9 protein-coding genes are annotated in these 13064 nt (G+C 70.8%); 6 read left to right on the top strand and 3 right to left on the bottom strand.

The window, feature by feature from the left end; genetic code table 11:
• Positions 1 to 109 precede the first annotated feature (109 nt).
• The 3 genes from AB0J68_RS13715 to AB0J68_RS13705 form a co-directional block, all read right to left on the bottom strand.
• On the bottom strand, positions 110 to 1309 hold the full coding sequence (locus AB0J68_RS13715; RefSeq protein WP_363938613.1) for a cellulose binding domain-containing protein: 1200 nt from the start codon (positions 1307 to 1309) through the stop codon (positions 110 to 112).
• A 268-nt stretch (positions 1310 to 1577) separates the two neighbouring features.
• A complete protein-coding gene (locus tag AB0J68_RS13710; RefSeq protein ID WP_363938610.1) occupies positions 1578 to 2594 on the bottom strand; it encodes an acetylxylan esterase in 1017 nt (338 codons plus the stop codon).
• A gap of 14 nt (positions 2595 to 2608) precedes the next feature.
• Positions 2609 to 3643 carry a LacI family DNA-binding transcriptional regulator gene (locus tag AB0J68_RS13705; RefSeq protein ID WP_355066461.1) on the bottom strand — a complete coding sequence of 345 codons (1035 nt, stop codon included), beginning with the start codon at positions 3641 to 3643 and terminating at the stop codon, positions 2609 to 2611.
• 315 nt (positions 3644 to 3958) lie between these two features.
• On the opposite strand from AB0J68_RS13705, the gene AB0J68_RS13700 reads away from it, so the two are divergent.
• The 6 genes from AB0J68_RS13700 (at position 3959) to AB0J68_RS13675 (ending at position 13039) form a co-directional block, all read left to right on the top strand.
• The gene (locus AB0J68_RS13700) at positions 3959 to 6349 is read left to right on the top strand and encodes a glycoside hydrolase family 3 N-terminal domain-containing protein (RefSeq protein WP_363938606.1); all 2391 of its coding nucleotides are present in this window, start codon (positions 3959 to 3961) and stop codon (positions 6347 to 6349) included.
• 9 nt (positions 6350 to 6358) lie between these two features.
• Entirely contained in the window at positions 6359 to 7351 is a 993-nt protein-coding gene (locus AB0J68_RS13695) for an ABC transporter permease subunit (protein ID WP_363938603.1), read from the top strand.
• Entirely contained in the window at positions 7348 to 8286 is a 939-nt protein-coding gene (locus tag AB0J68_RS13690; RefSeq protein WP_354861174.1) for a carbohydrate ABC transporter permease, read from the top strand. Before AB0J68_RS13695 ends, AB0J68_RS13690 begins: the two co-directional genes overlap by 4 nt.
• A gap of 45 nt (positions 8287 to 8331) precedes the next feature.
• Positions 8332 to 9975, top strand: coding sequence for an extracellular solute-binding protein (locus AB0J68_RS13685; protein WP_363938599.1), 1644 nt, complete (start codon positions 8332 to 8334; stop codon positions 9973 to 9975).
• Between the two features lie 195 nt (positions 9976 to 10170).
• The gene (locus AB0J68_RS13680) at positions 10171 to 10857 is read left to right on the top strand and encodes a hypothetical protein (protein ID WP_363938597.1); all 687 of its coding nucleotides are present in this window, start codon (positions 10171 to 10173) and stop codon (positions 10855 to 10857) included.
• A gap of 43 nt (positions 10858 to 10900) precedes the next feature.
• Positions 10901 to 13039, top strand: a complete 2139-nt coding sequence (locus tag AB0J68_RS13675) for an alpha-glucuronidase (RefSeq protein WP_363938594.1) — start codon at positions 10901 to 10903, stop codon at positions 13037 to 13039.
• Positions 13040 to 13064 lie beyond the last annotated feature (25 nt).

Genomic DNA, 13064 nt, shown 5'->3' with positions numbered 1-13064 from the left:
AGCGGCGCGGCGCTCGGCGTCCGACCGTTACGCGTCCTGAGCCACCCGTACCTGCGGGGGCGGCGAGAAGAAGCCTCGCCGCCCCCGCGTCCCGCGTCGGGTACGAGGGTCAGGCGACCGCGCAGGCGGTGCCGTTGAGCGTGAAGGCGGACGGCCGACCGGCGTTGCCGGTGTGGGTGGCCTGGAAGCCGATGTCGACCGACGTGTTCGGGGCGATGGTGCCGTTGTAGGAGACGTTGCGTGCGGTCACCGCCCCGCTCGACGGGGAGTAGGTGGCGTTCCAGCCGCTGGTGATGGTCTGGCCGTCGGGCAGCGTGAACGCCAGGGCCCAACCGTTGACCGCGCTGCTGCCGGTGTTGGTCACCGACACGGCCGCGGTGAGCCCGCTGTTCCAGGCGTTGACCGTGTACGTGACCCGGCATCCCCCGGACGGCGGGGGCGTGGTCGGCGGCGCGGTGGTGGGTGGCGCGGTGGTGGGCGGTGCCGTGGTCGGCGGTGCCGTGGTGGGTGGTGCGGTGGTGGTCGGTGCGGTGGTCGGCGGCGTGTCGCCCCCGATGCTGCCGGGCACCGTGCGCAGGGCGTCGTACCAGGCGACGGCCATCTTGCGGTAACCCGTGGCGTTGGGGTGTACGCCGTCGGCCAGGTCGCTGAGCGTCAGCGCGCGGTACATGTCGACCAGGTGGACGCGCTTGCCGGCGGCGGCCCGGGTCTGCACGATCCCCGGGATCGCCGCGTTGTAGCCGCGGACCTGGGTGTCCGCGCCGGACTTCGGGATGATCGTCGCGACGAACACCTCCGCGTTCGGTGCGGTGTTGGTGATGCGATCGACCAGGGTGGCCAGACGAGCCGGGGCGCCGGACGTGTCCCCGTACATGTCGTTGGTGCCGATGTGCAGCAGCACGGTCCGCGGGTTCGTGGCCCGCAGCCAGTTGACGACGTTGGCGTCGATCTGGGCGATCGTCCACCCGGAGTGGCCCTCGTGGTCGTGGTCACCGAGGCTGGCCGGGCCGTTGAACCCGGAACCGACGAAGTCGATCCGGTATCCGCCGGAGACGAACCGCTGCCAGAGTTCGATCCGGTAGCCACCGGCGACGTTGAAGCCGTCGGTGATCGAGTCGCCGAGGGGCATGACACGTACCCCGCCGTTGGACTCGGCGCTCGCGGGCGCGGTCGCCACCGGGACGGCCGCGGTCATGGCCGCGACGGCGGCCAGGGCCGCCCACCACAGTCGTGCCCGGCGGGGCCTCGACGTCGTCGCGGTGGTGGCGGGCGGCGGGGGGACGGGGTTGCCAAGGATCGGTCTGCTCATGGGGCTTCCTCAGGTGGTGGGGGCACGACATCGGCGGCCCACCGACGAGGCGGAACCGCGCGGTACGCGAGAGTGAGCTGCGCGAGGACCAGGAACCCGGACGTCATCACCGCTGGTCGTCAGCTCTGGTCATCGACGGTCGGAGACGACGGATCGATGAGCCCTGGCCGGGATGTGCCCTGCACCCCGCCTGGACGCACCATAGCTTGTTATCGCTAACACCGGCAATGCATCGAACGTGGGCGATGGTCGGGAGTGGACGAGGCGGTCAGTCCTGGCCCGTCACCTCGGTCGGCGCGAGCCTCGCGGCGAGCCAGCGCAGCTGCCGCCGGACGTGCACGGCCTCGCCGCCCTCATGGCCGTTGAACGGGTAGACGTGCATCTCCCGCTGCGGTGGGACGGGCCGTCCGGTCGCGGCGCCGTACTGGTTGTAGGCGGCGAAGCCGGTGCTCGGCGGGCAGACACTGTCGCGCAGGCCGACGCCGAAGTGCGCCGGCGCGGTGGCCCGCCGGGCGAAGGTCACCCCGTCGACGTAGGACAACGTGCGCCGGACCGCGTCCTCGGCCTCCCGGTGCACCGCCAGGTACCGGCCGATCTCACCGTACGGCGACACGTCGCTGAGCGTGATGGCGCGCTGGACGTCGCAGAGGAACGGGGCCGTCGCCAGCACCGCCGCGAGGTCGTCGACGAGGCCGGCCACCGCCAGGGCCAGGCCGCCGCCCTGACTGTTGCCGACCACGGCGACCCGGCCCGTGTCGATTCCGGGCAGGGCGCGAACCGCCTCGACGGCCCGGACCGCGTCGGTGATCAGACGTCGGTAGTGGTAGTCGTGCGGGTCGAGGATTCCCCAGGTGGCAGGCCAGGGGCCGCCGGGCCTGCCGTGCGGGTCGGCGGTGTCGCCGGCGCCGTGCTGCCCCGCCTGGCCCCGGTTGTCCATCAACAGGTGCGCGTACCCGGCGACCGGCCAGGTCAGCCGCTCGTGCGGCAGGCCGCGTCCGCGCCCGTAGCCGGCGTACTCCACCACGGCGGGCAGCGGTCCGCGTGCACCCGCCGGTCGGGTGTACCAGGCGCGCACCGGGTCACCGCCGAAGCCGGCGAACGTGACGTCCCAGGAGTCGAGCAGGCGCAGGTCGGTGGGTTCGGGCCGGACGTCCACGAGCACCGGACGGGTGGCCACCTCGGCGAGGGTGCCACGCCAGAACTGGTCGAAGTCCTCGGGCTCGGCGACGGTCGGCACGTATCGCTCAAGCTCGGCGAGGGCGAGGGCGGGGTCGGAGTACGGCACGGTTCCTCGCAGGGTCAGAGCTGTTGGGCGGGGGGTGCGGTGCTCTCCCGGACGACCAACTCGGTCACCAGGTCGATCCGGCTGGTCGCCGGGGCGGTGCCGCCGACCAGGCCGAGCAGCATCTGGGTGGCGATGCCCGCCATGTCGCGCAGCGGCTGGTTGATTGTGGTGAGAGCCGGATCGGTCCAGGTGGCGACCGGCAGGTTGTCGTACCCGATCACGGAGAGGTCCTCGGGGACCCGCAGGCCGCACTGCCGGGCGGCCCGGAGCACCCCCATGGCCTGCGTGTCCGAGCCGGCGAAGATCGCCGTGGGCCGGTCCGGCCGGTTCAGCAGCTCAAGCCCGTGGGCGTGCCCGGCGCCGGCGGAGAAGCTGCCGTAGCGGACCAGCTCGCGGTCGACGGTCAACCCGATCTCCTCATGCGCGTGCTGGAAGCCCGCGGCTCGGGCCCGGCTGCACAGCACGTCGGGCGGCCCGGAGATGACGGCGTTTCGGCGGTGGCCCAGCTCCAGCAGGTGTCGAGCGGCGAGCAGGCCGCCGTTCCAGTTGTTCGACCCGACCGTGGGCACGGAGGCCGAGGTCGCGCTGTCGGTGTCGATCACGACGAACGGGACGCCCTGGCGTCGCAGCTGCTGTTGCTGCGTCTCGGTCAGGTGGCAGAGGACGAGCAGCACACCCAGCGGGCGTTGGCTGAGCAGCGTGTCGAGCCACCGTTGCGGTGGGCGGTGCGCGCCGTCGAGTTGGGAGACCGCGAGGCCGATGCCGGCGATGCTGGTGACCGCCTCGGCGCCGCGCAGAACCTCCATCGCCCAGCCGGTGTCGAACTCGTGGAACACGAGATCGATCCGCCCCGCGCCGGACGATCGCCGAGCGCGGCGCTGGTACCGATGACGGTCGAGACTCTCCTCGACCCGTGCCCTGGTGCCGGGGGCGACATCCTCGTGGCCGTTGAGGACCTTGGACACCGTGGCGACCGACACGCCGACGTCGTGGGCGATCGTCGCGATGGTGGTGGAGGCGGGTGGGTCGAGCGGGCGGTGCTCTGTCATCGCAGCCTCATGCAGCGTCGAAATTTTCGGAAGACCTTAACACGATCAGTCGGTCAGGACGGTCGATGTGGCCGTAGCTCAGGCGCGGCTGCGGCGGTTCCCGGGCCCGGTCATGACTGAGCGCAATGGCCAGTGCCACTGACCGTACGAAGGAGCCGTTCCGCGACCGATCGAGCCCCTTGACTACATCCGGGCGGTGGACTTAGGTTGCCGAAAAGGTTGCTTGGGTTTCCGGAAAGTTTCGGATCGCACACGTCCGCCACGGACCGGTCCCACGAGGGTGCGGGAACGTGGCCGGAGCTAAGGGGTCTCGGCATGAGAAGTCAGCTGCCCGCCGACGGCGAACCGACGTCCCGCGACGCCACACCGTGGCGCGACGCGCGGCTGTCACCGGCCGAGCGGGCCGAGGCGCTGCTCCCGCTGATGTCGGTGCAGGAGAAGATCGCCCAGCTCGTCGGCGTCTGGGTCGGCGCCGACGCCTCCGGCGAGGGCGTCGCCCCACACCAGTCCGACATGGTCGCCGAGACGCCGGCCTGGGACAGCGTCATCTCCCACGGGCTGGGCCAGCTCACCCGGCCGTTCGGCACCGCGCCGGTCGACCCGGTGCTCGGCGCCCGGTCGCTGGCGGCCTCCCAGGCGCAGATCGTCGCCGCCAGCCGGTTCGGCATTCCCGCCCAGGTGCACGAGGAGTGCCTCACCGGGTTCGCGGCCTGGCGGGCCACCGTCTACCCGACCCCGCTGGCCTGGGGCGCGTCGTTCGACCCCGACCTGGTCGAGGAGATGGCCGGCCGGATCGGCCGGTCGATGCGCGCCGCTGGCGTACACCAGGGGCTCGCGCCCGTCGTCGACGTCACCCGCGACTACCGCTGGGGCCGCACCGAGGAGACGATCGGGGAGGACCCGTACCTGGTGGGGACTACCGGCGCGGCGTACGTGCGGGGCCTGGAGAACGCCGGCGTGGTGGCCACCCTCAAGCACTTCGCCGGCTACTCGGCCTCCCGGGGTGGCCGCAACCTCGCCCCGGTGTCGATGGGGCGCCGCGAGCTGGCCGACGTCATCCTGCCGCCGTTCGAGATGGCCCTGCGCCTCGGCGGCGCGCGGTCGGTGATGAACTCCTACGCCGAGATCGACGGCATGCCGGCCGCCGCCGACGAGCACCTGCTGACCGGGCTGCTGCGCGACGAGTGGGGTTTCACCGGCACCGTGGTCGCCGACTACTTCGCCGTACGGTTCCTGCAGACTCTGCACGGTGTCGCCGAGGGCGCCGCCGACGCCGCCCACCTGGCCCTGCGCGCCGGGATCGACGTGGAACTGCCCACCGTGGACGCCTTCGGCGACGCGCTGGTGGAGGCGGTCCGCGCCGGCGAGGTCGACGAGGCGCTGATCGACCGGGCGTTGCGTCGGGTGCTGATCCAGAAGATCGAGCTCGGCCTGCTCGATGAGGACTGGCGCGAGGTGCCCGACGACGTCGCGGACCTGCGCCTCGACGACGAGGCCAGCCGGGACGTCGCCGTACGCCTGGCCCGCGAGTCTGTCGTCCTGCTGCGCAACGACGGTGTCCTGCCGTTGCCCGTCGCGAGCCGCGTCGCCCTGGTGGGTCCGGTCGCCGACGACCCGATGGCCATGCTCGGCTGCTACTCCTTCCCCAACCACGTCGGCGTCAACCACAGCGACCATGGCCTCGGCCTGGACATCGCCTCGCTGCGCGAGGAACTGGCCCGCCGCGTCCCCCTGCTCACCCACGAGCCGGGCTGCGCCATCACCGGCGGGGACACCTCGGGCATCCCGGCCGCGGTCGCCGCGGCCACCGCCGCCGACGTGTGTGTGCTCGCCGTCGGCGACCGGGCGGGAATGTTCGGCCGGGGCACCTCCGGTGAGGGCTGCGACGCCGCCGATCTGCGGCTGCCCGGGGTGCAGGCCGACCTCGTGCGGGCCGTCCTCGCCACCGGCACCCCGGTGGTGCTGGTGCTGATGACCGGCCGGCCGTACGCGCTCGGCCCGGAGTTCGACGCCGCGGCGGCGGTCGTGCAGGCGTTCTTCCCCGGCCAGCTCGGCGGGCAGGCGCTCGCCGAGGTGCTCATCGGCGCGGTGAACCCGTCCGGGCGGTTGCCGGTCAGCGTTCCCCGCGACGCCGGCGGACTGCCGGGCACCTACCTGTCGCCGCCGCTCGGGCACCGCAACAAGGTGTCCTCGATCGACACGACCCCGGCGTACCCGTTCGGCCACGGCCTGAGCTACACCAGCTTCGAGTGGTCCGACGCCACGGTCGTGCCGTCGGCGGATGGGGATCGGGACGAGACGACGGACTGGCCGGTCGACGGCGAGGTGCGGGTGCGGATCACCGTCCGCAACACGGGTGACCGGGCCGGCACCGAGGTGGTGCAGCTCTACCTGCACGACCCGGTGGCGCAGACCACCCGCCCGGTGATCCGGCTCGTCGGCTTCGCCCGGGTGCCGTTGGAGCCCGGGGCGGAGGCGCACGTGACGTTCGGCGTACCGGCCGACATCGCGTCGTTCACCGGTCGGTCCGGTCGGCGCGTCGTCGAGCCCGGCGCGGTGGAGCTGCGGTTCGGTCGGTCGAGTGGGGAGATGGCGGCGGCCCTGCCGCTGCGGCTGACCGGGGCCGAGCGCGAGGTCGGCCACCAGCGGGAACTACTCACGTCGGTGCGGATCGAGCCCCTGGTGGCCGTACCGCACTCCGCATAGGAGGCGAGGATGACATCCGGAACGTTACGGCCACCGCCACCGGCGCCACCCGCCCCTCCGGCGGCGGTCACCGTCGGGGCCCCGCCCGCACCGAGCCGGCGCCGCACCTGGCGGCAGGCGCTGCGCCGGGACTGGCAGCTCTACTCGCTCGCCATCCTGCCTCTGCTGTTCTTCCTTGTCTTCCGGTACCTCCCGATGATCGGCAACGTCATCGCGTTCCGACGGTTCAAGCCCGGCGGCAGCATCTTCGGTGAGTACTGGGTGGGGCTGCGGTACTTCCGGATGTTCCTCACCGACCCGACGTTCTGGGACGTCTTCACCAACACGCTGGTGCTCGGGACGCTGACCCTGCTGTTCTGCTTCCCGCTGCCGATCGTCCTGGCGCTGCTGCTCAACGAGGTACGCGCCCGCCGCCTGCGGCGGTTCGTCCAGTCCGTGTCCTACCTGCCGCACTTCCTGTCGATCGTGATCGTGGCGGCCATGGTCATGCAGCTGACCTCGGTCGACGGCACCATCAACCAGATCGTGCAGGCCACCGGCGGCGACGCGGTGCCGTTCCTGCAACGAGCCGAGTGGTTCCGGACCATCTACGTGTCGTCCGAGGTCTGGCAGACGGTCGGCTGGGGCACGATTCTCTACCTCGCCGCGCTCACCACCGTCGACGACGACCTGTACGAGGCGGCCCGGATCGACGGCGCCAACCGGTGGCGGCAGACCTGGCACGTGACGCTGCCGGGCATCCGCCCCACCATGGTGACGTTGCTGATCCTCAACATCGGCAGCTTCATGGCGGTCGGGTTCGAGAAGATCCTGCTGCTCTACAACCCGCTGACCTATCCGACCGCGGACGTGCTGTCCACGTACCTGTTCCGGATGGGCTTCGGGTCCAGCAACTTCAGCTACGCCGCCGCCATCGGGCTGTTCGAGGCGGTCATCGGGCTCACGCTGGTCCTGACGGCGAATCTGATCGCCCGCCGCACCGTGGGGACGAGCCTGTGGTGACCGTCGACGCCACCGACACGGCCAGCGGCAGCGGCCTGCCCGCCCGCGCCCGGCCGCGCGGAATCCGCCCGAGCCGGGGCTACCGCGTGTTCCAGGCGTGCAACGCGGTAGTGCTCACCATCGTCGTGGTGGCGACGCTGTTCCCGTTCGTCAACGTCGTGGCCCGTTCGCTCAGTGACGAGCGGTACCTCATCGCCGGCAAGGTCAACCTCGTGCCGCGCGGGTTCAACCTGGACACCTACCGCCTCGTGCTGAACGACTCGCTGTTCTGGACGAACTACCGCAACACCGTCTTCTACACGGTCGTCGCCACGGCCATCTCGATCGTGCTGACCACCTGTTACGCCTACGTGCTGTCCAAGAAGCACCTGCGGGGCCGTACGGCTCTGATCGGTATCGCGGTGTTCACCATGTTCTTCACCGGCGGCCTGATCCCCAACTACGTGCTGGTCACCAGCCTGGGCATGAAGAACAGCGTCTGGGCCATCGCGGTGCCCAACGCGATCAACGTGTTCAACCTGCTGGTGATGAAGGCGTTCTTCGAGAGTCTGCCCACCGACCTGGAAGAGGCCGCTGCCGTCGACGGCCTCAACACGTACGGCATCCTGCTGCGCATCGTGCTGCCGCTGTCGAAGGCGATCGTCGCCACGATGGTGCTGTTCTACGCCGTGGCCTTCTGGAACTCCTGGTTCGCCGCCTTCCTCTACATGGACCAGCAGGAGCTGTGGCCGGTGACCGTCTATCTGCGCAACCTGATCGCGGGGGCCACCGGCGCGGAGAACGTCGGCGTCATCTCCGAGGCCGACGAGGTGCAGGCCGACGCGACGCTCAAGGCCGTGACGATCGTGCTCACGACCCTGCCGATCCTCGTGGTCTACCCCTTCGTCCAGCGGTACTTCGTCCGCGGCGTGATGCTCGGCGCCGTCAAGGGCTGACCGGCACGTCCACCATGTCCCTCCACCGAACCCGAAAGGACCGCCATGCTCCACCGATCGTGGCGTCGCGCCGCGACAGCGGCAGTTGCCGCTCTGCTCGCGGCCAGCAGCATCGCCGCCTGTAGCGAAGATCCGTCCGACAACAAGGACCTGTCGGAAAACCGGGCCGGTGCGATGGCCGACTACGGCATCGGCAAGCAGTTCAAGGCGAGCGAGCCGGTCTCCTTTTCGATCCTCTACAACAACCATCCGAACTATCCGCTGCGCGAGGACTGGCTCTTCTGGAATGAGCTGAAGTCGCGGGCCAACGTCACGCTCTCGCCGGTCGCCGTGCCGCTGAGCGACTACGAACAGAAGCGCAGCCTGCTGATCGGCGCCGGCGACGCCCCGATGATCATCCCGAAGACGTACCCCGGCCAGGAGGACGCCTACGTCTCCTCCGGGGCGGTCCTGCCGGTCAGCGACTACCTCGACCTGATGCCGAACCTGCAGGACAAGATCTCGCGGTGGAACCTCAAGCCCGAACTCGACGGGCGGCGCCAGGAGGACGGGAAGTTCTACCTGCTGCCGGGGTTGCACGAGAAGCCCTGGCAGGACTACTCGCTGGCGATCCGGACCGACATCCTCGCCGAGTTGCACCTGACGGCCCCGAAGACCTGGGACGAGCTCTACACGGTGCTCAAGGCGATGAAGGCCAAATACCCGAACGTGTATCCGTTCTCCGACCGGTGGAGCAAGCCCAACCCGGCCGGCAACCTGCTCAACATCCTGGCCGTGTCGTACGGACTGCAGGGCGCGGGCTGGAACTTCCAGCACACCTCCTGGGACGCGAACGCCAAGAAGTTCGTCTACACCGGCGCCACGGAGCAGTACAAGCAGATGCTCCAGTACCTCAACAAGCTGGTGTCGGAGAAGCTGCTCGACCCGGAGAGCTTCACCCAGACCGACGAGCAGGCCCGGCAGAAGCTCGCCAACAGCAAGTCCTTCGTGATCAGCGCCAACGCGCAGGCCGTCGTGAACGACTACCGACCCGACCTCGCCAAGACCAACCCCACGGCGACGATCGCCAAGATCCCACTGCCGGTCGGGCCGGCCGGTGAGGTCAACCCCGCCAGCCGGTTGGAGAACGGCGTGATGATCTCCTCGAAGGCCCGCGAGAGCAAGAACTTCGTGGCGATGATGCAGTTCATCGACTGGCTCTGGTATTCCGACGCCGGCCAGGAGTTCGCCAAGTGGGGCGTCGAGGGAACGACGTTCGTCCGGGACGCCGCCGGCAAGCCCAAGCTGGCGCCCGACGTCAACGTCATCGGCCTGAACCCGAAGGCGTCCAAGCACCTGCAGAAGGACTTCGGCTTCTACAACGGCGTGTTCGCCTACGGCGGCAAGCCGGAGCTGGTGCAGGGCTTCTTCTCCCCGGAGGAGCAGGAGTTCCAGAAAGTGCTGAACGCCCGTCCGCCGGTCGCGGTGCCACCGCCGCACCCCCTGACCGACGATGAACGGGAGCAGGCGTCACTGTGGGAGACGCCGCTGCGTGACCACGTCTACCAGGCGACCCTGCAGTTCGCACTCGGCCAGCGCGACTTCTCCCAGTGGGACGCGTACCTCGCCGAGTTGAAGGGCAAGAACATGGACACCTACCTGGCCATGATCAACAAGGCCTACGACAGGTACCAGAAGGACCACGGCTGACGCCGGCCGGTCCGGTGGTGCCCGTCACGACCGGACCGGCCGAGCACCGTCAGCCGCGCACCGCACCGAAGAGGACCAGATGACGCGCATGACCGTGTCGGCGGATCCGCAGGGCCGACTGTCCGATGCCTGGCGCTTCGCCGTCGGCACCGGCCGCGCGTACCTCGACCTCGGCGCCGAGCCGGGAGAGCACTGATGAGCACCGCGCACGCCGGGCGGCAGTTCGGCGACGGGCCCCTGTCCCGGTTCGCGTCCCGCGTCTACACGCTGCTCGTGATCGAGGTGCTGCTCCTCGTCACCACGCTGCCCGGCCTGCTCCCGCTGCTGCTGCTCGGCCGCGACCCCAGCAACCTGCCGCTGGCCGCGCTCCTGCTGCTGCCGGTCGGTCCGGCGGTCTGCGCCGCCCTGTACGCCCTGCGCCACCAGCGGCCCGACCTGACGGACCTGCGGCCCGCCGCCCTGTTCGGGCGGGGCTACCGGATCAACGTCGGGGGCGCGCTGCGGGTCTGGGCGCCGACGTTGCTGTGGCTGACCGTGCTCGCGCTGAACCTCGCGTACCGGGGCGCGGTCGGCCTCGGGAGGTGGTGGGTGGTGCCGCTGGTCCTGATCGCGGTCGGGGTGACCCTCTGCGCGGCGAACGCGCTGGTGATCACCTCGCTGTTCGAGTTCCGCACCCGCGACGTCCTGCGCCTGGCCGTGCACTTCCTCGTCCGTACCCCCGGGGTCACCGTCGGCAACGCCCTGCTGCTCGCCGCGGCGGCCGGGGTCACCGCGGTCTTCTCCGAAGCGGTCCTGGCGCTGCTCGCCTCGGTCGTGGTCCTGGCGGTCCTGCGCGTCGGCGACCCGATGATCCACCTGATCCGGAAGGAGTTCACCGCATGAGCCTGTCCGCGACCGCCGAGGTGCGCTTCGGCCGGGAGGACGCGTGAACGCGCACGAGTCGATGGACCTGGAGGAGCCGGTGTTCGTGGCAGAACCGCCCGACATCGAGCAGCCGCGCGTGTACCCCGCCTGGCTTCCACCGGAGGCCTTCCGGGCGCTCGGCGCGCGCCGCGTCCTCGTGCACGGCGAGGGACTGCTCGTCGACACCGTCCTGGACGAGGTGACGCGTGCCTGCACGCGCTACGGCGGGCGGGTCTGGCATTCCCCCTCCTGGGACGTCGACGCCGACCTGGTGCTCACCCTGCGCGACGCCGACGAGCTGCCCAGCTCCGCGGTGGAGGCGGCGCGGTCGGCGGGGGAGGCGGCGCTCGTCGACCTGGGCGACGGTGCGACGCTCGGCGACGAGGGGTTCCTGCTGGCCCGCGCGGGCGAGATGACCGTGGTGCTGGCCGACGCGCCCGCCGGCCTGCTGTACGGGCTGTTCCACGTCGTACGGCTCTGCGCGGCGGCGTTCGACCCGGCCCGTCCACCCGAGCTGCACCGGCCCACGCTGCGCCGACGGATGCTGAACCACTGGGACAACGTGGCCGTGCACCCGGTGATGGGTCAGGTCGAACGGGGGTACGCGGGCGGCTCGATCTTCTGGGCCGGTGGCCGTCCGCGCGGGGATCTGGCGCGGATCCGGGAGTACGGGCGGCTGCTGGCCGCCAGCGGGATCAACGCGATCTCGGTGAACAACGTCAACGTGGGTCGCGTCGAGGCGCTGCTGCTCACCGACCGGCTCGGCGACGTGGCCGAGATCGCGGACGTGCTGCGCCCGTACAACATCCGGGTGCACCTGTCGGTCACCTTCGCCGCGCCGATCGTCCTCGGTGGACTGTCCACCGCCGACCCGTTCGACGACGAGGTACGCGCCTGGTGGGCGGCCACCACCCGGCGGGTGTACGAGCGCATCGACGACTTCGGCGGCTACGTGGTGAAGGCCGACTCCGAGGGGCAACCCGGCCCGTTCACCTACGGGCGTGACCACGCCGACGGGGCGAACCTGCTCGCCGAGGCCCTCGCCCCGTACGGGGGAGTGGTGCACTGGCGGGCGTTCGTCTACAACCACCACCAGGACTGGCGGGACCGCTCCACCGACCGGGCGCGGGCCGCGTACGACCACTTCGCCCCGCTCGACAGGCGGTTCCGCACCAACGTCGTCCTCCAGGTGAAGTTCGGCCCGGTGGACTTCCAGACGCGCGAGCCGGTCTCGCCGGTGCTGGCCGCCATGCCGGCCACCCGGATCGCCGTCGAGCTGCAGGTCACCCAGGAGTACACGGGTCAGCAGCGGCACGTCTGCCACCTCGGGCCGTGCTGGGGTGACGTGCTGCGCTTCGCGCCCTGGGGCCCCGGCGGGCGGACGATCGCCGACGTGGTCACCGGGGAGGCCGGCAAGGGCGGTGGCCTGGTCGCCGTCGCCAACACCGGCGACGACCCCTTCTGGACGGGGCACCCGCTGGCACAGGCCAACCTCTACACGTTCGGCCGGCTCGCCTGGGATCCGCGCCTCGATCCGACGGCGGTTCTCGACGAGTGGATGACGTTGACGTTCCCGCCGTCGGCCACCGCCGAGCCGGAGCTGGTGCGGCGGACGCTGCACGAGATCATGGACGACTCCTGGCGGACGTACGAGCGGTACACCGCCCCGCTGGGCGTCGGCTTCATGGTCCATCCCGGCGACCACTACGGCCCCGATGTCGACGGGTACGAGTACTCGCGGTGGGGCACCTACCACTTCGCCGACCGTGACGGCGTCGGCGTGGACCGCAGTCGCGCCTCGGGCACCGGTTTCGCCGGCCAGTACCCGCCCTACTGGGCCGAGGTGTACGAGTCGCCGCGGACCTGCCCGGACGAGCTGCTGCTCTTCTTCCACCACGTCCCGTACACGCACGTCCTGCACAGCGGGTCCACAGTCATCCAGCACATCTACGACACCCACTTCGCTGGCGTCGAGGAGGTGGCGGTGATGCGGCAGCGGTGGCAGACCCTGAACGGGATGATCGATCCGGCCGTGTACGAACGGGTGGCCGAACGCCTCGACGAGCAGGTGCGCTGCGCCGCCGAGTGGCGGGACCAGATCAACTCGTACTTCTTCCGCAAGTCCGGGGTGCCCGACGCGCGGGGGCGGCGCATCCTCTGATCCGGCCGGCCCGATCGGGCCGGCC

Origin of the sequence: Micromonospora sp. NPDC049580, from assembly GCF_040675595.1 — a bacterium.
Lineage (GTDB): Bacteria > Actinomycetota > Actinomycetes > Mycobacteriales > Micromonosporaceae > Micromonospora.
The sequence above is the reverse complement of the archived record's forward strand: the minus strand, read 5'-3'. Positions and strand labels throughout refer to the sequence as shown.

Coding starts and splice junctions, on each gene's coding strand:
- AB0J68_RS13695 (WP_363938603.1), top strand. CDS start 6,359: ATGACATCCGGAACGTTACGGCCACCGCCACCGGCGCCACCCGCCCCT.
- AB0J68_RS13700 (WP_363938606.1), top strand. CDS start 3,959: ATGAGAAGTCAGCTGCCCGCCGACGGCGAACCGACGTCCCGCGACGCC.
- AB0J68_RS13680 (WP_363938597.1), top strand. CDS start 10,171: ATGAGCACCGCGCACGCCGGGCGGCAGTTCGGCGACGGGCCCCTGTCC.
- AB0J68_RS13705 (WP_355066461.1), bottom strand. CDS start 3,643: ATGACAGAGCACCGCCCGCTCGACCCACCCGCCTCCACCACCATCGCG.
- AB0J68_RS13715 (WP_363938613.1), bottom strand. CDS start 1,309: ATGAGCAGACCGATCCTTGGCAACCCCGTCCCCCCGCCGCCCGCCACC.
- AB0J68_RS13685 (WP_363938599.1), top strand. CDS start 8,332: ATGCTCCACCGATCGTGGCGTCGCGCCGCGACAGCGGCAGTTGCCGCT.